The organism is uncultured Tenacibaculum sp., assembly GCF_947504135.1.
Lineage (GTDB): Bacteria > Bacteroidota > Bacteroidia > Flavobacteriales > Flavobacteriaceae > Polaribacter.
In genome coordinates this window covers 420,621-442,900 of sequence record NZ_CANNGG010000003.1, presented here as the reverse complement: position 1 = coordinate 442,900, position 22,280 = coordinate 420,621, and the positions used below count along the sequence as shown (strand labels likewise).

General features: G+C 31.9%; 17 protein-coding genes. 7 read left to right on the top strand and 10 right to left on the bottom strand.

The annotated features are described in order from the left end of the window. Window positions 1-44: 44 nt before the first annotated feature. From Q0663_RS08400 to Q0663_RS08375, 6 genes are read right to left on the bottom strand one after another with little or no spacing between them, the layout of a single operon-like run. A complete protein-coding gene (locus Q0663_RS08400; RefSeq protein WP_299009324.1) occupies window positions 45-1,658 on the bottom strand; it encodes an amidohydrolase family protein in 1,614 nt (537 codons plus the stop codon). After that, a complete protein-coding gene (locus Q0663_RS08395) occupies window positions 1,658-2,017 on the bottom strand; it encodes a MauE/DoxX family redox-associated membrane protein (protein ID WP_167713248.1) in 360 nt (119 codons plus the stop codon). Before Q0663_RS08395 ends, Q0663_RS08400 begins: the two co-directional genes overlap by 1 nt. A gap of 3 nt (window positions 2,018-2,020) precedes the next feature. Further along, window positions 2,021-3,460, bottom strand: a complete 1,440-nt coding sequence (locus tag Q0663_RS08390; RefSeq protein WP_299009315.1) for a M20/M25/M40 family metallo-hydrolase — start codon at window positions 3,458-3,460, stop codon at window positions 2,021-2,023. 49 nt (window positions 3,461-3,509) lie between these two features. Next, window positions 3,510-4,304: a hypothetical protein gene (locus Q0663_RS08385; protein ID WP_299009313.1), complete on the bottom strand. Its 795-nt coding sequence runs from the start codon at window positions 4,302-4,304 to the stop codon at window positions 3,510-3,512. 3 nt (window positions 4,305-4,307) lie between these two features. Beyond that, window positions 4,308-6,089, bottom strand: coding sequence for a hypothetical protein (locus Q0663_RS08380; RefSeq protein WP_299009310.1), 1,782 nt, complete (start codon window positions 6,087-6,089; stop codon window positions 4,308-4,310). 39 nt (window positions 6,090-6,128) lie between these two features. Further along, window positions 6,129-9,149: a tetratricopeptide repeat protein gene (locus Q0663_RS08375; protein ID WP_299009306.1), complete on the bottom strand. Its 3,021-nt coding sequence runs from the start codon at window positions 9,147-9,149 to the stop codon at window positions 6,129-6,131. 125 nt (window positions 9,150-9,274) lie between these two features. Between Q0663_RS08375 and Q0663_RS08370 the strand changes: the two genes are divergently transcribed. Next, window positions 9,275-9,958 (top strand): cell division ATP-binding protein FtsE, encoded by a 684-nt coding sequence (locus tag Q0663_RS08370; protein WP_299009303.1) that lies wholly within the window; start codon window positions 9,275-9,277, stop codon window positions 9,956-9,958. A gap of 204 nt (window positions 9,959-10,162) precedes the next feature. Here the strand turns inward: Q0663_RS08370 and mdh are convergent, their stop codons facing one another. The 3 genes from mdh to gyrB all read right to left on the bottom strand — a co-directional run bounded on the left by mdh (window position 10,163) and on the right by gyrB (window position 14,301). Next, window positions 10,163-11,089, bottom strand: a complete 927-nt coding sequence (mdh, locus tag Q0663_RS08365; protein ID WP_299009300.1) for a malate dehydrogenase — start codon at window positions 11,087-11,089, stop codon at window positions 10,163-10,165. Between the two features lie 143 nt (window positions 11,090-11,232). Continuing rightward, window positions 11,233-12,273: a DUF6588 family protein gene (locus Q0663_RS08360; protein WP_299009296.1), complete on the bottom strand. Its 1,041-nt coding sequence runs from the start codon at window positions 12,271-12,273 to the stop codon at window positions 11,233-11,235. Window positions 12,274-12,363: 90 nt separating this feature from the next. Next, window positions 12,364-14,301: a DNA topoisomerase (ATP-hydrolyzing) subunit B gene (gyrB, locus tag Q0663_RS08355; protein ID WP_299009291.1), complete on the bottom strand. Its 1,938-nt coding sequence runs from the start codon at window positions 14,299-14,301 to the stop codon at window positions 12,364-12,366. A 482-nt stretch (window positions 14,302-14,783) separates the two neighbouring features. Between gyrB and epsC the strand changes: the two genes are divergently transcribed. Together epsC and cysK are read left to right on the top strand one after the other, a co-directional pair. Next, complete coding sequence (gene epsC, locus Q0663_RS08350) at window positions 14,784-15,614, top strand: serine O-acetyltransferase EpsC (protein WP_299009289.1); 831 nt, start codon at window positions 14,784-14,786, stop codon at window positions 15,612-15,614. 2 nt (window positions 15,615-15,616) lie between these two features. Further along, window positions 15,617-16,540, top strand: coding sequence for a cysteine synthase A (gene cysK, locus Q0663_RS08345; RefSeq protein WP_299009286.1), 924 nt, complete (start codon window positions 15,617-15,619; stop codon window positions 16,538-16,540). A 69-nt stretch (window positions 16,541-16,609) separates the two neighbouring features. On the opposite strand, the gene asnB is transcribed toward cysK, so the two are convergent. Next, window positions 16,610-18,271, bottom strand: coding sequence for an asparagine synthase B (gene asnB / locus Q0663_RS08340; RefSeq protein ID WP_299009283.1), 1,662 nt, complete (start codon window positions 18,269-18,271; stop codon window positions 16,610-16,612). 351 nt (window positions 18,272-18,622) lie between these two features. Here asnB and Q0663_RS08335 point away from each other — a divergent pair, with 351 nt between their 5' ends. The 4 genes from Q0663_RS08335 to Q0663_RS08320 all read left to right on the top strand — a co-directional run bounded on the left by Q0663_RS08335 (window position 18,623) and on the right by Q0663_RS08320 (window position 22,198). Beyond that, window positions 18,623-19,501, top strand: a complete 879-nt coding sequence (locus Q0663_RS08335) for a DUF559 domain-containing protein (RefSeq protein ID WP_299009280.1) — start codon at window positions 18,623-18,625, stop codon at window positions 19,499-19,501. A gap of 222 nt (window positions 19,502-19,723) precedes the next feature. Beyond that, a complete protein-coding gene (locus Q0663_RS08330; protein WP_299009275.1) occupies window positions 19,724-20,689 on the top strand; it encodes a hypothetical protein in 966 nt (321 codons plus the stop codon). Then, window positions 20,680-21,147, top strand: a complete 468-nt coding sequence (locus Q0663_RS08325) for a hypothetical protein (protein ID WP_299009272.1) — start codon at window positions 20,680-20,682, stop codon at window positions 21,145-21,147. The genes Q0663_RS08330 and Q0663_RS08325 overlap by 10 nt, the downstream gene beginning before the upstream one ends. Before the next feature lies 1 nt (window position 21,148). After that, window positions 21,149-22,198: a hypothetical protein gene (locus Q0663_RS08320; RefSeq protein ID WP_299009269.1), complete on the top strand. Its 1,050-nt coding sequence runs from the start codon at window positions 21,149-21,151 to the stop codon at window positions 22,196-22,198. Window positions 22,199-22,280: the final 82 nt, after the last annotated feature.

Sequence of the window (22,280 nt, the reverse complement as noted above, 5' to 3'; positions counted from 1 at the left end):
GAGAATATTTTCTAAGGCGCTTTTGTTTAGTAAAATCTTTGTTTTTAATTCACTTTTTCTCCATTTACATAGGTTGCTATCACTTTTGTATTCGGAATTTCTTTTCCGTCAATAGTCATTATATCCTTATCAAGAATGATAAAATCAGCGACTTTACCTATTTCGATGCTTCCCTTTTCGTTTTCCTCAAAATTAGCATAGGCATTCCAAATAGTCATTCCTTTTAAGGCATTTTCTCTTGATAATGCATTTTCCATTTGGTAGCCATTTTCAGGATACCCTTTTAAATCTTTTCTGATAGTAGCTGCGTAAAAAGTATATAACGGACTTACATGCTCAATAGGGAAATCGGTTCCTAAAGCAACTTTTCCGTATTCTTTTAATAAGTCATTATAAGCATAAGCACCTTTAACTCTATCTGATCCTACTCGGTCTTCTGCCCAATACATATCAGAAGTGGCATGTGTTGGTTGTATAGATGGAAGTACATTTTTGAATAGATTAAAATCTTTCACATCTACAATTTGAGCGTGTTCAATACGCCAACGTCTGTCAGTTTTATTTTTTAATACTTCGTTGTATGTTTTTAACATCACATAATTGGCAGAGTCACCAATTGCATGTGTGTTCATTTGATAGTCGGAAGCAGCGATTTTCTTAGCTACTTTTTGTAAGTTCTCATACGAGTTAACCAAAGCTCCAAAATGCCCTTTTTTGTCAGAATATTCATCTTTAAGGGCAGCTCCTCGTGATCCTAAAGCACCATCGGCATAGACTTTTACAGAACGAACATTTAGTCTGTCAGTTTTTATAACTCCTTTGTTGAGGAAGTAATTAAGGTTTTTTTGATTGTTAGAAATCATTGCATATACACGCATCTTTAAATCACCCGATTGTTGTAAGCTGTCAATTAATTCAATAACTTCTTTATCTAAACCAGCATCGTCAACGGTAGTTAATCCTAAATCAAAACAGATTTTTTCAGCATCTTTTAAAGCTTGAATCTGTTCTTTTTTAGATGGTTTTGGATTGTTAACAAAGCTCATAGCGTTATCAATAAGCACTCCTGTTAGTTTACCGTCTTTTTTTATAAACTCTCCACCATCTACTTTAGAATCGGTAGTAATACCAGCTAAATTAATAGCAGCTTGATTTACTAACATTGCATGACCATCAATTCTACGAATAGCAACTGGAGTATTAGGGAAAATACTGTCTAATTTTTCTTTGGTAGGAAATTCTTTTACTTCCCAATCATTTTGATCCCAACCACGGCCTGTGATGTAGGTTGTATTCTTTTCTTTTTGAAAATCAATTAATCTTTGTAGTACTTCATCATAACTCTCAGTTCCAACTAAGTCTACTTTCTGTTGTTGTAAACCTAATCCGTAAAAATGACAATGTGCATCGATAAACCCGGGGTAAACAGGTTTGTTTTTAGCATCGATAAGATTAGTTGCTGTGTATTTTTTTTGTATTTGTTTATTGTTTCCTATGGCTATAAATTTTCCATCTTTAATAGCGAAACTTTCAGCGGTGTCAAAATTAGAGTTTACCGTATATGTATAGGAATTAATAACAATAGTATCTACTTTTTCTTTTTGTTTGCAAGAAAGTAGGAAACTAAAAACGAGTAGAGGGAGTAGTGTTTTTTTCATTAGTGTGTGTAAATTAAATAGGCGATATATAATAGTAAAAACTGAAGAGGCACTCTTATGATGGCTATTTTCCTAGATCCAATTGCAGGTTTTTCTCTAAAAACATCCCAAATGTGAATAGGTAAGAAAATTAACATTAATAAAAACATTGCTAAGGCTGCTTGTTTGGTAGTTTGATTAATTAGTAATCCAATACCAATAAGCAGTTCTAATAAACCAGCTATGTAGTTTACAACTAATTTGGGAAGGAAATTAGGAATAAAGCGATTGAAAATCTTAGGTTTCACAATGTGCATAATACCCGCAAAGGCGAAAAATATTCCGAAAATAATTTTTAATACTACGATAAAAGTATCCATGAATTAAGGTTTTAAAGCTTCTTCGTTATATAAATATTTATCCATTAAATATACAATACTAGCCATAGAAGCACTTCCTAACTCAAGTTCACGTTTATTTACTTTATCAAATGTATCAGTAGCCGCATGATGATAATCAAAATAGCGTTGTGAATCTGGTCGGTAGCCTACTAAGGTAACATGGTCGTCTTTTAAAGGTCCGATGTCAGCACCGCCACCTCCAGCAGTAATATCATGTAATCCGTAAGGTGCTAAAAGCTTTTTCCAGCTTTGAACTAATTGCAAGTTTCTTTCATTAGCATCGATAGAGAAACCTCTTGGGGTATGCCCACCGGCATCAGATTCTAAAGCTCCAATATGTAATTCGTTATTTTCTTTTGCTAAACGAGCATATTCAGTAGCGCCACGTAAACCATTTTCCTCATTCATAAAAAATACAATACGGATTGTGTTTTTAGGTTTAATATTGTTCTTTTTAAACAAATAAGCAACTTCTAACGATTGTACAATTCCGGTTCCGTCATCATGTGCGCCTTCCCCTAAATCCCAAGAATCTAAATGTCCTCCAACAACCATAATTTTATCAGGATATTCACTTCCTTTAATTTCTCCTACGACATTGTGTGAAGGGGCATCAGGTAAGTTTTCGCAACTTTGTTTAAAATAAAACTGTAAGTTAGGGTTTTCTTTTAAATGCTTGCTTAAGTTTTCAGCAGCACGAGAACTAATAGCAGCTGCAGGAATGTATTCTTCTTTTGGAATATCACCGTAGCCCATAGAACCTGTGTGTGGATAATCATCAATTCCGTTGGTCATAGAACGAACAATGACTGCTTTTGCTCCAAATTTTCCAACTATAGCAGCTCCTCCATAGCGTTGTCCTACACACCCTCCATAAGCTTGAAAGGTATTGATGAGAGTGTTGTCAAAAGCACCATTGAAAAATACAATTTTACCATTGGCTTTATCACCTAAGTTTTTAGCTTCTTCAATATTTTTAACTTCTATAACTTGTGCAGTAATTCCGTTAGTTGGTGTTGCAATAGAACCTCCTAAAGCACAAATAGGAACATTAATTTTTTCCCCGTTAAATTCATAATTAGCTACTTCTTTTTCTCCACGAACCCAATGAGGCACCATAATGGGTTGTAGCCAAACAGAATCTAAACCAACTTCTTTCATGAGTTTTTCTCCCCAAATAACTGATTTAGCTGCACCTTCTGAACCAGATAAACGGCTTCCAATATTTTGTGTTAAATCACGTAGCCATTCATATGATTTACCTTGGGTAAGTGCAGTGTTGAATAGTTTTTTTACTTGTGTTGAATCTTGTTTGTAGTTTGCTTCTGTGTAGGTGTTTGAAGCTGTTTTAGGTTGTTTTTGTTCTGTTTTACAAGCAAGGCAGAAGATACTTGCTGTAAGTAGAAAGGTTAGTTTTTTCATGTTTTAGTGTAAATTAGGGAGATAAATCTACACAAAAAAGAATAAAAACTTAGTTAATTTGAAGATGAATGTGATCGTCGTGTCTCACCGCTTTACATCCTTGAAATCTAATTTTAGAACTTTTTAGATGTAAACGTGTTTTAAGGTGTGGTTCAATAAACACTTTTTGAGTTTGCTGTAGGTTGGTAATTATTTCTAAGAAATCTTTGTTTACCTTATTAGAAAAGGAGAGGTTTTTATTGTTAGTTCCCAGTGTTAGGTATTTAGGATAATCGTACTGCCAGTATCCTTTTTCTTTACAAATAGCTGTAGTATTTGTTTCGTTTTGTGTAGGGGTTTCAAAAACACCATAACCGCTATTGGAAGGCTTATTGTTTGTTATTTTTCCAAAAGAATCTTTATAAATAAAAGAAATATTAACTTTTTTTCCATCATTATGACTTAAATGAGGGAAAAGCGGGAAGCCGTCAAAAAAAGGGAAGTTAGCATCTAAATAAATTACTTTAGTATTTGGGTGTTTTTTATTGAGTTGATATCCAATTTCTTTAAGCGCATTGTTTAATTCTGGTTTTACATAGTTTCTATTACACAAAAGAGTTAGTACATTATGATAACTAACCAATTGATTGTTTTCAATTTTAACCCTTTCAAATACCTTTGAAGAAACCCAAGGAACTATTGTGAAAATAGTGACTAAATAAATTGAAGAAAACAAAAGAAAACTACCTAAAACTGGGAGTCTTTTTAGTTTAGCAATGACTATAACCAAAAGATAAACAAGACCACCAATTTGCGTAAGGATGGTTAGTACTATAAAAAGTATTAAATGTACTAAAAGCTTCACTTTTTAAAACAGTGTATCAAACTTCCAGGTTAATCCTCCCATTGCTTGAAAACCTTGTACGTTAAAATTATTAAATCGTTGATAACTGTTGTTTAGTACGTTGTTAAGGTTTAAAAACACAGAAAATGAATCGTCAAAATGATACCCTCCGTTAAAGTTTACATCAAAATAGCTTTTTAAATCTGTTGATGTAAAAGTATCGGCAGGTAAAGCGTCATACACACGACCTTTTCTGTTTCCTACAAAGTATAGGTTTGCGCCTGCATACCATTTATCGGTCTTATAAGTTCCGAAAATCTCTCCTTTTATTTTAGGAGCGTTCCAAGCTTCTGTTTCGTTGGTTAACGTGAATTTATTAAACTGTGCATTAGCTCCAATAGTAAGGTTTTTGATACCATCAAAAGCGATTTCACCAAAGAAAGATAACAGTTTAATATCGTCATAAACTACTTTAAAAGAGTTTCCATATTCATATCCGTAGAAAGTAAATCCGTTAGTTCCAGCAATGTTGTCGCCATCAGACTTTGATTGGTTCAAAGCAAAAAACGGATTATTTTCAATATCAGCATAACTTACTTTTGTGTTATAGCTAAATTGATGATTTAGCTTTCCTCTAATTCCTCCAAAAGCATCAAATTTTTTGTTTGTTTGACGCATATCAAGGGTAGGAGATACGTAAGGGTTATCATCTGTGTAAGATTGGAACATGTTCGTGGTTAAATCACCTGATGCGCCAACAAATACATTTGCAAAATCTTTTACGATAGGATATGAGATTTCGACATCAGGATAAATGAAAAAGTTAGATTCACTATTTTCCGTATCCATTGAAAAATAACTTTTAGCACCTAGTTTAATAGCTAAATCTTGTAGGTTAAACTTGTATGTTGGGTGTACTCCTAAAGTAATAAAACTATAATCGATAGCGGTAACAGCATTGTAAGCATAAGCGTAACTTCCTCCTAAATAACTAGCAGTAGTATTTACGTATAAGTCATTTAGTTGACGATGAAAATTATCTAAAGGAAAACGAAACTGAGCATTTCCATCTATCAAAAATTCAGAGCTTTCAAAAGAATCAGAAAAATAAGAAATAGCTCCGTTAGCTTCATCTAAATAAGAGTCATCTGGCTTTATTTGCCCGAAGATTTTAAAGTGATTATAGCTTTGTGATTCTTCAATAGTACTTAAGGCAAACTCGGTAAACGTAATATTGGTTGGTAAACCATACCAGTTATATTTGTCTTTTTCAGCATCTAAACCTGCAGACCATTGAAAATAACGTTCTTGTTGTGTGTAATTTAAGTTTAAATCAATGTTGAAAAAAGTACTACTTAGCTCAGTGTCTGCAACTGGATCAGAGGATAGTAAAAATTTCACATGAGCTCCTAATTCACTGTTGTAACTTTGGCTACGTCTCATATAGGCTTCTAAGAAAGGAGACAGTACGTTTCCAAAACCAACAGACACGTAGTTATCGTATAACTTTTCTCTTTTTCCAAGATCTACCTTTTTCATAGTACCACTTTTAGGAATAAAAGTAGAGGCTACAGGAACTGAAAATATTTGATATTCTAACGCTTTTTTCTGAGTTTCTTTAGTGTGTTCAATTACTGGTTTTTGCTTTATTTTAAAGGCATCAGTAATTTTAGGAACATACGAAGTTACTACGTTTACAACTTCTGTTTTTATAATAGTGTCTTTTGCTTTGTTTGTGGCGTTTTTTTCTTGTGCATTTGCATAGGCTATCACAAATAAAGCAAGTAAACTTAGGTGCTTTTTCATCGATCTAATCATTTAACTTTCGTTTGTTATTAACAAATTTTAGTTTTGGGTAGTTACTGATTCGTTTGTTTTGGCTTCTTTGTTTTTAATGGTACGAAGTTCATTTTTAGCCTCTTCAATTACATCTTTATACTGAGTAAAGTTTTTAATAATATTCTCTAAGATGTAAGTTGCTTGGTACGCATCTTTTAAAGCATAATAGTTCTTCGCCATGATTATATAGCTTTTTACTCCCCAATATTTGTAAGAAGAATAATTAGCAATTAAGTCTTGAACAGCTTTGGTAGAAGCTTCGTATTCTTTGTTCTCATGTAAAAAGAAGGCATTGTAATATAAACACTCAGCTTTTAGCTCACCTGTAGCTTTTTTACTAGCTTCATTAAAGTATTCTTCGGCAGTTAAAAAGTCATTCTTTTTAAAAGAAGAGCGTGCTAAAATTATTTTTGCGTCTTCAGCAATATTAGTGTCAACCTTACCTGTAGTTAATACTTTTTCAGCATAGACGATTGCGTTAGCATAATCATTTTTGTTGTAATACCCTTTCATTAAATTACTTTGGGCAAAAATGATGTTTTGCGGATAGTTTGCGTCTTTCTCTAATTGTTGAAGTACTAAAATACCATTATTCCAATCTTGTTTTTCTAAATAGATATTAGCAAGTTTTGTTAATGATTCCTCTGTAAATTCATTCTTGTTTTGTTTTGAAACATGAGAGTAATGAGGAATTGCTTTATCAAACTGCTTAGTGTTGTTATAAGCTTGCGCTAAATAAAAGTGAGCTTTTAATACATTTATTCCGTTAGGGAATGATTGTAAATACTTGTTGAATCCTTCAATAGCTTTTGGATTGTTGTTTTCTAAGAATTTGTTCTCAGCAGATTGGTAAGTAGCATTATCTAATTCGGCGTTGGTAACATTAGCAAAAGGTATGTTTTTAACCCAAGCAGCATATTCATCAACTTTTCCTAAATCGATATATACATTTTTGATGTTCGTAACCGCTTGTCTTGCTTCGTTAGAGGTTGGATGTTTTGCAACTACTTCCTTATATTTTTCAATAGCTTTTCTATTGTTATTACTACCGTAGTATAACAGACCTTGACGTAATAATACATTAGGAACGTAATTACTTGTAGGGTAATTCGCTAATAAACGCTCATAGGTTTTTTGAGCTTTTGAGGTATTGTTTGTAGTAGTATATGTAGTAGCTAATTGGAATAAAGCATCATCTTTAAGCTGAGATTCGCTATACTCATTAATCAGTGTTTCTAGATATTGAATTTTAACATCGTTTTTACCTAAGAAACCATTACTCATTGCTGTTTGATATTGTGCATAATCGGCACCAACACCACCTTCTTGAATTACTTTGTTGTACGCTTTTATAGCATTTGAATAACTTTTTGAAGCATAATATGCATCTCCTAAACGGTTAGAAGCATCATCATTCAAATCGTTATCATCTATATTTTGATCTAGGAATTGCTGAAAGTATTTCGCTGCATTCGGATAACTTTTTAACTTGAAGTTTGTGTATCCAATTTGGTAGTTAAGCATTTTAGCTTCTTCTATGTCTTTATTGGTAACAGAAAGGAAGCTGTCTAAAGCTTTTTGATAGTTACCCAAAGAGTATTCAGTTTCAGCTAACCAATAAGCCCCTTTGTTACTTACAGTTGGGTTTTCTGACTGTGTAGCACTAGTAAAATACGATTTAGCCTCGGCAATTTTATTTTCATTAAATAACTGAATACCTCTGTATAACGACACTTCATTAATAATACTTTTACTTTCAGGAGTTTCAGAAGTGCTTAAAAAGTCTAAAGCACCTTGATAGTCTTGTTGATGTAAGTATGAAGTAACTAATAAATTACTAATTTCAGCTGTATTGGGTGACGTAGGATATTTAGTTAAAAATCCTTTTAAAACATCAGGAACACTTTCGTACGGGTTACCTTCTTCGTAACTCAATTTAGCATAGTTTAACGAAGCACTTTCTGTTATTTTAGCATCAAAATCCATTTCACTAGCATTTTTAAATGCATTTAAAGCCTCTAGTTTTTTATCTAACTCTAAATAACATTCCGCTAAATGATAGTAAGCATTTTGCGCTACTTTGTTGTTTCCTCCAATAATTTTGTTAAAGTTGCTAATAGCAGTTTCGTAATCTTTTTGTTGATAATAAGCATATCCTAAGTAATAATAGTCTGTATTCGTCCAACGACCATTTTTACCTTTGTATTTTGTTAAGTACGGAATTGCTTTGTCATATTTTTTAAGGTTGAAATAACTTTCACCTACTATTTTAGAAATTTCAGAAACCTCTTTTTGATCTTTTGTAGTTTTTAATAATTGTTCTCCAATTTGAATTGATTTATCAAACCTTCCAGCTTTAAAACTGATGTCTAATATATAGTAATTCGCTTTTGCTTGGTAAGTAGCATCGTTGGCTAATTGACTTAAATTGTCTTCTGCTTCTCCAAAGTTTTCTTGCTTGTAAGCAATAAAACCATAGTAATAACGAGCATCATTACCATAAATAGGATTTCCTAATAGCGTTTGAAAACGAGACTTAGCATCCTTTAAATAATTAGAAACTAAAAGTGCATATCCCATTTTATAGTTCAACTCGTTTTTTTCTTCTGGACTTAGTAATTTTTCATTTACTTTTTGATACCATTTTAAAGAATGCGCAGCCTTTCTGTTAGCAAAATAATAATTACCAACATTTAAAAATGCCTTTTCTTTTTTATTGTTGTAAGGATAGTTTTCAACAAATTTAATAACTCTATTGTCGGCATCATCTTGCTGTAGCTTTATGGCACACATAGCATCATAATAGTCAGCATCAGCCTTTAAGTTATGATGTTCTTCTGAATTATGTGAAATCTTTCGGAAAATTTCTTGAGATGCAGCGTATGCTTTATTATTATACAAACGCATTGCTTTATGAAAATCGGCATTTGAATGACTATTTATAGCCGATTCTTGTGCCGTTATTATCGTTGTAAAGGTTAAAAAAAGAAATAAGTAGCAGCTTTTTTTGAAACAATTAACTCTCATATTTTTTAGTTATCTAGAAACTATAACGTTAGTTTTTTATTTTTGTTGGGAGACATTTTATCAAAAGTAAGAAATGTTACAGAATTACGTTATAAAATTTTAGATTTGTAAAAAAACTACATTCCATGGAAAATCCTGTTTTACACCTTGAAAACGCAGATATTTATCAACAAGACAATTTAGTGTTGTCAAAAGTAAATTTTACCCTGAATAAAGGTGATTTTTATTATTTAATAGGAAAAACAGGAAGCGGTAAAAGTAGTTTGTTAAAAACCTTGTACGGTGATTTACGTTTGCAACGTGGTTTGGGTAGTATAGTTGATTTCGACTTAAAGCAAATAAAGGAGAAGGATATTCCTTTTTTACGAAGAAAACTTGGAATTGTTTTTCAGGATTTTAAATTATTAAACGATAGAAATGTTTACGAGAATTTAGAATTTGTGTTAAAAGCTACTGGTTGGAAAGATAAAAATGAAATGAAAGATAAAATTCATGAAGTTTTAGATAAGGTGGGGATGAAGGAAAAATACTATAAAAAAACTTTTGAATTGTCAGGAGGGGAGCAGCAACGTGTAGCAATTGCTAGAGCATTGTTAAATGATCCTGAATTAATTTTAGCAGACGAACCTACGGGAAACTTAGACCCGAAAACTTCACTAGAGGTGATGGAGTTATTGAATGAAATTCACCAAAGCGGAAAGACAATTTTAATGGCAACTCACGATTATCAATTAATTGTAAAGTTTAAACAAAAAGTAATTAAATGTGAAGGAGGAGAATTGTTTGAAGTAGTTCAGCAAGCGGTATAGTATAAAAAAACAACCCCACTTCAAGGATGAAGTGGGAAAATTGCTATGAAAAACTATGAAAAGAAACACTACTAATGCTTCTCTACTATAAAGACGTTTAGATTCTGAAAATCTTACATTAGCATAATAACTTTAACATTTTTTTATAAAAAAATCCTGAACAAAAACTGCTCAGGACTTTTAAAATTAGGTGCCTTTAACTTCTTAGAAAGTTAATGCAGCGTTGTTGTTTTTAACCGCTTCTGCTGAAGAAGTTAAAGCTTCTTTTTCTTCAGTGCTTAAGTTAATTTCAACGATTTTTTCAATTCCGTTTTTACCTAATACAGCTGGTACACCAATACATAAACCAGATAAACCGTATTCACCTTCTAATAAAGCTGAACAAGGGAAAATCTTTTTTGTATCACAAGCAATTGCTTGTACCATTCCAGATACAGCAGCACCAGGAGCATACCAAGCAGAAGTACCTAATAAACCTGTTAAAGTAGCACCACCAACTTTAGTATCTTGTTTTACTTGTTCTAATCTTTCTTCTGATAAGAATTCAGATACAGGAACAGAGTTACGAGTAGCTAAACGAGTTAACGGTACCATTCCTTTGTCAGAGTGACCACCAATAACCATTCCGTCAACATCAGAAATAGGAGCTTCTAAAGCTTCAGCTAAACGATACTTGAAACGAGCTGAATCTAAAGCACCACCCATACCAATGATTCTATTTTTAGGTAATCCAGTTGCTTTGTGTACTAAATACGTCATTGTATCCATTGGGTTAGATACTACGATAATGATTGTATTAGGAGATTGCTCAACTAAACTAGCAGCTACTGATTTTACGATACCAGCATTAATTCCTAACAACTCATCACGAGACATTCCTGGTTTACGAGCAATTCCTGAAGTAATTACACAGATATCAGAACCAGCAGTTTTGCTGTAGTCCCCTGTTGTTCCAGTAATTTTGGTGTCAAAACCATTTAAAGAAGCAGTTTGCATTAAGTCCATCGCTTTACCTTCAGCAAAACCTTCTTTAATATCAACTAAAACAACTTCTGAAGCGAAATTTTTAATAGCAATGTACTCAGCACAACTAGCACCTACAGCACCTGCTCCTACAACCGTTACTTTCATTTTATATATGTTTTTTGTAATTAATTATGTTTATAAGTGCGGAATCCGCACAAGATGCACAAAAATAGCGATTTGGCTATGGATATAAAAGAAAAACCATTGATATTTCAATGGGTTTTTTGTAGCATTTATTTTGATGAAAATTACCTAAAGCTAAAAGCAATACCTGCATTAACAGAGTTGTACTCTTGCAACGTATAACTTCCGAAGATTTTAAAGAAACCTAAACTTAAACGAGCACCTAATGTGGTGTTAAAACTACCAGAGCTAGAGCTTAATGATAGTGGATTTGTTCCTAGGTTTTCTCTTTCTGTGCCTAAAGGTGTAGAATAGTTAGCGTAAAAACTATCTCCTCTCATATCTAAGCTTGTGTTACCTCCGTTATATCCAATACCTCCATAAATGTTGATAACAGGGAAGTTTAAAGAGGCTATAGCTTGAACGGTATATGAATTTAAATTAAATTCAGTAATAGCATTTGTAGCTTCAATGTCTCCATTTACGTCACCAATAGTGTAATCTACATTCATATTTGTGTAGGCAGCTAATAAAGAAACATGTAAAGGAGTTTTGTCCATTGGTCCAAACCAATCAGTAATTTCTTTTTTAACACCAATACCAAATAATCCACCTTTTACATCATCTGAACCTACTTTAGGAGAGTATCTAAGCATTGCTTCAAATTTAAAAGGAAGCCCTAATCCTACTTGAACAGATGGAGCAGGTACGGCGTTGACAGGTAAGTCTTCTTTTACTCCACCAGGCATGGTAAAATTAGCAGTACCTATTTCGTTCCCTTGATCATCACGTAAAGTGTATTCAAATTCAGCTGTAGTAACATTATCACTACTTGAGCCTAGTACAGTAGGAGTATCAAAAGCGTTGTTTATTACTTTTGTGTTTTGTGATAAACCTAACTTAGATATATTAAACATTTCGTCTTTAGAAGGAGCGAAAGAAGCATTAGCTCCAATGGTAATGTCAAAACCAAATTTCTTATGAACTTTAGCGGTGTGATACCAACCATTGTTCATGCTATAAATAAAACCTTTCATAGCAGGGTCTAAATAAGCGTTTGTTAATTTGCTAGCATCTTCTTTTGCTAATAAAATAGTTTCTAACTCCTGAGCTTTAACACTAAAGCTTACCATTAAAGTTAAAAGTGGTAAAAGAATTTTTTTCATAATTATGAGGGTGTTGTTTAATTGGTAAAAATATAAAATAAAAAAAAGCTCAATAATATTATTGAGCTTTTTTAAAGTTAAGAAAATATTTTATGCATCAATATTCGCGTATTTTGCATTCTTTTCTATGAAATCCCTACGTGGAGGAACTTCATCACCCATTAGCATAGAGAATATTCTATCGGCTTCAGTTAAGTTATCAATGGTAACTTGTCGTAATGTTCTAAACTCAGGGTTCATTGTGGTGTCCCATAATTGTTCTGCGTTCATCTCCCCAAGACCCTTATAACGTTGAATATTAACAGAACCACCCATTTTCTGAGCAATTAAATCACGTTGATTGTCATCCCATGCATACTCACGTTTTTGTCCTTTTTTAACTAAATATAAAGGAGGGGTAGCAATATAAATATATCCTTGTTCAACCATTTCACGCATGTAACGGAAGAAAAATGTTAGAATTAAAGTAGCAATGTGAGATCCATCTACATCGGCATCACACATAATAACTACTTTATGATAACGTAATTTTGATAAGTTTAACTCACGCGGGTCGTCTTCTGTACCGATAGAAACACCAAGTGCTGTAAACATATTTTTGATTTCTTCATTTTCAAAAACCTTGTGTTGCATTGCTTTTTCTACATTTAAGATTTTACCTCTTAAAGGAAGAATTGCTTGGAAGTTACGATCACGTCCTTGTTTTGCAGTACCACCTGCTGAGTCTCCCTCAACAAGGAAGATTTCACATTGAGCAGGATCAGTTTCAGAGCAGTCAGATAATTTACCAGGTAAACCACCAATACTCATTACTGTTTTACGCTGTACCATTTCACGAGCTTTACGTGCTGCGTGACGTGCTTGTGCAGCTAAAATAACCTTTTGAACAATAGTTTTAGCGTCATTTGGGTTTTCCTCTAGGTAATCCGTTAACATTTCAGATACAGCTTGTGATACAGCAGCACTTACTTCACGGTTACCTAATTTTGTCTTTGTTTGACCTTCAAACTGAGGTTCTGCTACTTTAACAGATACAATTGCTGTAAGTCCTTCACGGAAATCATCACCAGCAATTTCGAATTTTACATTTTTAAGTAAACCAGATTCATCGGCGTACTTTTTCAAGGTGTGCGTTAAACCACGACGGAAACCTGATAGGTGAGTACCACCTTCGTGCGTGTTAATGTTATTTACGTATGAGTGTAAATTTTCAGCATAAGAATCATTATACACCATAGCAACTTCTACAGGAATGCCATTTTTTTCGCCTTCCATAGAAATAACATCTTGAATAATTTGAGTTCTTGTTCCGTCTAAGAACTTCACAAATTCAGATAAACCTTCTTCTGAATGAAATACCTCAGAAATGTCGTTTCCTTCATCGTCTTGGTTACGTTTATCTGTTAATGTAATAGTGATACCTTTGTTTAGGTATGCTAATTCACGCATACGAGTAGCTAAGGTATCGTAGTTGTATTCTGTTGTTTGTTGAAAGATAGACTTATCTGGTAAAAAGGTAACAATAGTTCCAGTAAAATCTGTATCTCCGATAGTTTTTACAGGGTACAAAGTTTTACCTCTTTCATATTCTTGTTGCCAAATTTTACCTTCTTTATGTACAGTTGCAGTTAAATGATCGGAAAGTGCGTTAACACAAGAAACTCCAACACCATGTAGTCCTCCAGATACTTTATATGAATCTTTATCAAACTTACCTCCAGCACCAATCTTGGTCATTACTACTTGTAAAGCAGAAACGCCTTCTTTTTTATGGATACCTACAGGAATACCACGACCGTTATCTCTAACGGTGATAGAATTATCTTCATTAATGTCTACCGAAATAGTATCACAATGACCTGCTAAAGCCTCATCAATAGAGTTGTCTACAACCTCATATACTAAATGGTGTAAACCACGTACTCCAACATCACCAATATACATAGACGGACGCATACGTACGTGCTCCATTCCCTCTAGCGCCTGAATACTATCGGCCGAATAATTATGTTTTTTTTCTTCGCTCATTTTATAAGTGAATTTATAATTTCATATCAAAAAAAATAATCGCTGGCTAAGAGCGATTGCTAATCTTACAAATTTACACTTTTAAAGCTTTGAAATAAAGTTTTTAAGCCATTTATATTGAAAATTATCAACAATTTTTAAAAACAAAAAAGCGTCTTAAATCGCTTAAAAATAACTTTAAAATAAAAATCAGTATAAAAATGCTAGTTGGTAAAATTGCAACTTAACAAAAAAGGCTTAAAACGTAAATTTTGAAAGATGTTAAGACTATATCTTTATATAGTTTTAGGTTTTTTCTTCCAAAAAATAACTTTACATTTGTTAAGTATGTTAGTGAAAAAATTAAATAAAGTATGTACTTGTCAGTGTTGTTTCTTAAAAAAGAAGCAGATGTTGGCAATGTAGTGTATTTTTATTTTATAATAATATGAATCAACCACTTCTGTTTTCGAATAGAAGTGGTTTTTTGTTTTTTGATAAATATGAAAAAAAATAATTTTAAAGCACAATTTTTAACATCAATAAGTGAGTGTAAATGTTTTGTAGGTAAAGCAAAAGCAGAAAAATTTATTCAGAGTTTATATGATGTATTGTTTCAAATAGGTGAGAAGCAAATAACATCCGAAGAAGATTTTAATGCGTATTTCAGGGAGCTAGAAAGTAATTTTACAGATGTTTTAGATGATGTCTTAACAGATAAAGAGGAATTGTTAAGTATTAAAGAAAAACTTTTTGATGCTATTCCATCTATTTATGATATTTTAATTGAAGATGCTGAATTTATATTGCAAAACGATCCGGCAGCAAAATCCATAAGAGAAATTCAAATAGCCTATCCCGGATTTTTCGCTACTGCTGTGTATCGATTTTCACATGTATTATATAAATTAAATGTGCCTATTCTTCCTCGAGTTTTATCGGAATATGCGCATAGTAAAACTGGAATTGATATTCACCCAGGCGCTTCAATCGGAAAACAATTTATGATAGATCATGGTACAGGAGTGGTAATTGGTGAAACTACGATAATTGGCAATCAAGTAAAAATTTACCAAGGAGTAACGTTGGGAGCTATCTCGGTTTCAAGAGAAATTAAAGATACTAAAAGGCATCCTACTATAAAAGACAACGTAGTTATATACTCTGGGGCGACCATTTTAGGAGGAGATACTGTTATTGGAGCAAATAGCGTCATTGGTGGTAATGTTTGGTTAACCTCAAGTATTGAGGCTGAAACCAAAGTATTTCACAAAAGTCAAGTTATTGTTAAAGGAGAAAAGATTAAGAAAGAACCTATAAATTTTGTTATTTAGTTATGAAACATACTACTATTTTAAGCACAATCGGAAATACCCCCGAGGTTAAAATTAATAACTTATTTTCAAACGATTTTGAAGTTTGGATGAAGTTAGAAAGAGCTAACCCGGGAGGTAGCATTAAAGATCGTATAGCATTGTCAATGATTGAAGATGCAGAAGCAAAAGGACTGCTTAACCAAAACACTGTAATTATTGAGCCAACATCAGGTAATACAGGCGTTGGTTTAGCAATGGTAGCAGCGGTAAAAGGCTACAAGATTTTGTTAGTAATGCCAGAATCTATGAGTATAGAACGTAGACGAATTATGGCAGCATACGGAGCAGAATTCTATTTAACTCCTAAAGAATTAGGAATGAAAGGGGCAATTGAAAAAGCACAAGAATTAGTCGATAATCATAAAGATGCGTGGATGCCTCAGCAGTTTAAAAATATGGCAAACCCTGAAATTCACAAAAAGACAACAGCGCAAGAAATTTTAAAAGCGTTTCCTGATGGAATTGATTATTTAATTACAGGTGTTGGTACTGGTGGACATATTTCAGGGGTTTCAGAAATTTTAAAACAACATTTCCCGAAGTTGAAAACCTACGCAGTAGAACCAGCAATGTCACCTGTGTTAAGTGGAGGTGAACCAGGAGGGCATCCGTTACAAGGAATCGGAGCAGGTTTTATTCCGGATACGTACGATGGAAAAGTAGTAGACGGAGCGATTACGGTTGAAAAAGAAGATGCTTTTAAATTTGCCAAAGCTTTAGCAAAGAAAGAAGGTATTTTAACCGGAATCTCAACTGGAGCCTCTTTAGCAGCTATTGATAAGTTTAAAAAAGAAATTCCGAAAGGAGCCAAAGTATTGACGTTTAATTACGATACAGGAGAACGTTATTGGTCAGTTGACGGATTATTTTCTGAAGAAGGATAAATAAAAAAATCCCGAGCCATTGGCTCGGGATTTTTTACACAACTAAAAATTTAAAAATTACGAACAGGCTTAATAAGCATCTTCGTGAACTGTTTTTATAGCTCTACCACTTGGTTCGTTTTGGTTTTGAAAGCTTTTGTCCCATGCTAATGCTGTAGGAGTGCTACAGGCAATAGAAGGTACAGATGGAACCGTTAAAGCAGCAGCTTCGCTAGGGAAATGCTCCTCGAAAATTGAACGGTAGTAATATTCTTCTTTCGCTCTAGGTGTTTGTGTAGGGAAACGGTGTGCAGCGTTTTCCATCATTTCATCGGTAACGGCGGTTTCAACTACTTGTTTTAAGGTATCAATCCAGTTATAGCCAACTCCGTCAGAGAATTGTTCTTTTTGTCTCCAAGCTACTTCTTTTGGTAAATAACTTTCAAAGGCTTTACGTAATACCCATTTTTCCATACGTTCTCCGTTGATCATTTTGTCTTCTGGGTTAATACGCATTGCAACATCCATAAATTCTTTATCTAAGAATGGAACACGTCCTTCAATTCCCCAAGCCATTAAACTTTTGTTTGCACGCAAACAATCGTACTGATATAACTTATCTAATTTTCGTACTGTTTCTTTATGGAACTCTTCAGCATTTGGCGCTTTATGGAAGTATAAATAACCTCCAAAAAGTTCGTCAGCGCCTTCACCAGATAAGACCATTTTTATTCCCATCGATTTAATTACACGAGCCATTAAATACATAGGTGTAGAGGCACGAATTGTTGTAATATCGTAGGTTTCTAAGTTATAGATTACATCTTTTATAGCATCCAACCCTTCTTGAATGGTAAAGGTAATTTCATGATGAATAGTGCCTATATGTTCTGATACCTTTTTTGCTGCAGCTAAATCAGGAGATCCATCTAACCCTACAGAAAATGAATGTAATTGCGGATACCATGCAGCATCTTTATCATCAGACTCTATACGTTTTGCTGCGTATTTTTTAGCAATTGCTGAAGTGATAGAAGAATCCAATCCACCCGATAATAATACTCCGTAAGGTACATCACTCATTAACTGACGGTGTACTGCGGCTTCTAAAGCATCGCGTAACTCATCTATAGAAGTTTGGTTGTCTTTAACGGCTTCATACTCCATCCAATCACGAGTGTACCATTTTTGCAAACCATCTTCACGAGTGTAATAATGTCCAGGAGGAAATACTTCAATTTTGTTACAAACTCCCTCTAAGGCTTTTAATTCAGAAGCAACATAAAAAGTTCCGTGTTTATCCCATCCCATGTATAAAGGGATAATTCCCATATGGTCACGAGCTACTAAATACTCGTCGGTCATAGAGTCATATACTGCAAAACCGAAAATTCCGTTTAGGTCATCTAAAAACTCAACACCTTTTTCTTTGTATAAAGCTAAGATAACTTCACAATCAGATTGTGTTAAGAATTCATGTTGTTGTTTCAGTTGTTTTCTAATCTCTTTGTGGTTGTATATTTCACCATTGGCAGCTAGCACGAATCTACGGTCGTAACTAAATAGAGGTTGCTGTCCTGATGTAGGATCAACAATAGCTAATCGTTCATGAGCCATTATTGCTTTTTTATCATTATAAATACCACTCCAGTCTGGACCTCTATGACGAACTTTTTTAGCCATTTCTAAAATTTGAGGTCTTAATATATCTGAAGGTTGTTTTAAATCAAACGCACATACAATTCCACACATAATTTCTGTTTTTAATTAATTATTGCAATGCAAATAAACTAATAATGTTTTTTATGTAAATAAAAATAGTAAAAATGATTATAAAATATAGTTTTTTTATCCATTTTTTATTTAAAATGAAATGTTATGTTTGAAGAATACAGTTAAAACTTATAATTTTTTAGGTTTAAGAGAAAAATATTACTTTAGGCAAAAAGTTGAACGAAAAAGTATCGTAGTTAAAAATTGTTAAAGCATAGCATATCACAAAACTTTTTTAACTAAAGTGTATGGCAAAATTTAGTTTATGAAACCTGTTTTTTCGTTGATATTACTATGAGTTAATTTAAAATCTATAAATATTAAATATAAATGAGAGAACAAGAGTATAAGGATTGGTTGCTTTTAAGAGGGTTAAGCGAAAAAAGTATAGGAAATAAAATTTCATATTTAAAGAGAATAGAAAGTTATTATGGAAGTTTAGAAGAGTGTTTTAAGAAAGATGAATGTGCAAGTATTTTAACGGAGTTAACATACTCTGTTCAAGATGAAATAGAAAATAATTTGCCAAAACATAAACTAGAAATAGCTAAAGAAGCCAATATTAGAACAGCTACAGCAAGCTATAAGACTTCCTTGAACAGTTACATTTCTTTTTTAAGAGAGTTTTTAACTGAAAATGATAATTTTGTTATTGCTGATAGCAGATTACTTAAAGTTAAAGAAAATCTTAAAACTGTTGGGAAGGCTACATTTGTAAAGTATTACTCTTCTTTTAAGGAAGAAAATAGAGATAACATAATTACAAAATTTTCAGAAAACAAAGAAAAGTGGAAGAAAGCCTCTAAAGCTACAAAAGCAAGTGCAGGGATAAGGATTTTTAATGAAAATAATCATAAATTAGCTTTAAATATGATTATTTCGAGTTGTGGGGTTGATGAAGAAGTTGTTTTACAGGCTAATAAAATATTTAACGAAGAATTTGAGAATGAAGAGATGTTAAATTATCGTTTTATTAAGGCAGAGTTCAGTTTTGGAGAAGATATAATTAGAAAACTATTTTCTAATTATAGAATAGAAAGTCAATATCCTGTTTTAAATTACAAAATAGATTGGTACATACCAGAATTAAAATTAGCAATAGAGTTTGATGAAAAGCATCATAAAAAAAATGAAAAATTAGATTATAAAAGACAAAAGGAGATAGAGAAAAAATTAGGTTGTAAGTTCTTAAGATATGATTATACTTAATCGAAAATAAGTGATCAAAAAATCATTTTTTTCTGAGAATCGCGTATTTGGAAAATAAAAATAAAAATTTTCAAATACGCGATTTTCGGTTTTTTAAACTGGTGTGTTTTTTTTATGTTAAAAAATGTTAAATTAAGTTAAAATTAAGTTGTTGGTAGAGAAAATGGTTAATTCTTGACTTTTTTCTGGATGTATAGTATTTGTAATTTAAAAACAAATATTATGAACAAGTATCCTATTTTTTATGTTATGCATGCGCAGTTTTATGAAAATTCTGATGAAAAAAACAAAAAAGTAAAAAAAATTACAGAGGTTTTTGAAAATGAAAAATCTAAAATACTGAGAGACAAATCGTTAGTTTTTTCACGAAAAATTGCTAGCATGATTTTGGCTAAAAATGATGCAGAATTGCCAGAGTATTATCTTAATTATTTTTTTAAGAAAAAAGACATACATGAAACCTCTATTGAAGATGTATTGTTTTTTGAAACTCGTTCAAGAGTAAATTTATCTTTGACATTGTCATTTGGTATAAAAAATGAATCAACAACAATCTCCAAAAAGAAAATCAGTGAGCCATCGTTACCAAGTGTTTTTCCAATTTTGGCAATTGGAAAGTCATTAGGTCTTGTAGAGAATTCGTTAAAGTTAGGGTTGGTTCTTGAGAAGATGTATTACGAATACTATAATCAAGAAGCCCCCAAAACACATACCTTTGGAAGAGCTGGTTTTCTTCCTAAAAAGTTTATAGAGGATACTTTGGTGCGTTATATTCACGATTTTGAAAATAACTTATCGTTAAAACTTATAAAAAAGTCTTTGTACGGTTTTCATTTTAATATCTTTCCAACACTTCAGTTTTATCAAGTTTCTAGTGTAAAATCAGAAAACATACACTGTAAAAATACTTTCTTTGAAAACTTATCTCTCAGAGAAGAAAACAAGTATAGAGAAAAAGTTAAAACTTATACCAAACAGCTAAAAATAATATCAAAATTATTAGGTGTAGATTTATTAAACTTAAGTGAAGAAAAGTTACAAAAATATCTTTATGATGAATCTTTGAAGCAACTACCTCTTTTTTTAGTAAAAGAACAGTTTAAAGTGCTTGATGAAATTAAAAGTGAAATTAAGTATAGGAATTCATCAAATCAAAAAATAAACAATTTAATAAAAGAATGGCTTTAGTTTATATAGTAAGTGGATGTTTATATAGAAATTCAAACTTTAAAGAAGAAGAGTTAATAAATATTTACAAAGAGTTTAGGAATAAAAATGTAGTACAGGCTAGAAACGATGCTTTTAGTTATTTTAAAAGTGTTATAGAAGTTTTACTTGAAAGTAAAGGAGTGAAATATGAAAATGAGTTTCAAGCTGAAGAATGTTTACAAGAGTTTTACACGTCCAAGATTGTAGAGAAGCACCCTAAGTTGTCTTTTGTTTCTTATAATAACGATGATGATAAATTATTAAGTGTATCATTTACCAATGATGATACTCCTTTTATAACAAAAAGTGGTTTAAAAATTTATAAAGAAGAATACATTATAAAAACAATTGGATATCAATCTGAATTAGTGACTAAACGGATAAAAGATAATTTAATAATTGAAAAACAAATGATAAATAAAATAAATTATGAATAGAATGAGTGAATTTTTATTAAAAGAAGAATTTGAATTATGGCTTATTTTAAACGCAAAAATAAGCCCCTCTTCCGCAAAATCTTATTTAAGTTATGTTTTGGGTATAAACAATATAATTAATTTTGAAAAGAATGGTACGACTAAGTCAGTGTTTTGTCTTTTTAAAGAAAATTATGAAAAAGGTGATGTAGACGAAATAAAAAACATAGAAGAAATAATTGTACAGAATTTGTCTATTAAAAAAGCAGATCTAGTGTTTTATCGCTCTTTAAAAACATTACAAAACTATAAGAGTGGACTTTTTCGATATACTGAGTTTTTAGTTGATAAGCTAAGTTATAATAATGGTAGTAATTTTAATAATAATGAGTTAGAAAAAAGTGAGTTTTTAAATATAACAAATAAACAAGGAGAACTGATTTCAAATGAGTATAAAGATCAATTATATTTAAAAAGCGAATTGTTTAAAGTTTTTGAATCACGTATTAAAACTCAAGATAGAACATATGAAGATATTTTTTTTCCTATTCGATTTATTACACGTGTTTTTAGGGCTAATGAAAAACATGATGTTTTCAAAAAATGGGTGACAAAATTAATTAATTCAATAATTATTCATACAGAAAATGGAGAGGTAGGTTTTTCTCAAATAAAAAAGATGAGTATTATAAATAAAAGGGTTTATATTAATCATGGAGGAAAAGAATATTTAACATATACTAAACTTGATGATGATAGAACTTTGGAGTTGTTTGATGTAGATAGTTTAAAGCAAATATCAATAGATGATATTAAGCCTCTGTATAAAGTTATGAATGAAAATAAAAATAATTTACAAATTATTGTCAAAATAACAGAAAAGCTAAAAACCTATATGTCGGAAGAGGTAAGTTATAAAAAATTAACAGAGGTAAGTAGGCTGAAGGAATTAGATTCTTTTGTCAAATCTATCGATACTAACGAGCTTTTAAAGGAGCTAGAGTTAATATCTTCAGAAACTAATTTACAGTTAATGGATAGGTCTTATAATACTAGTAAAGGAAAAAATTAACTTTTAAAAAATTTGTCAATTCAAAATCACTTTATACATTTGCATCATAATGATGAATCAACAATTAAATAACTGGTGGTGG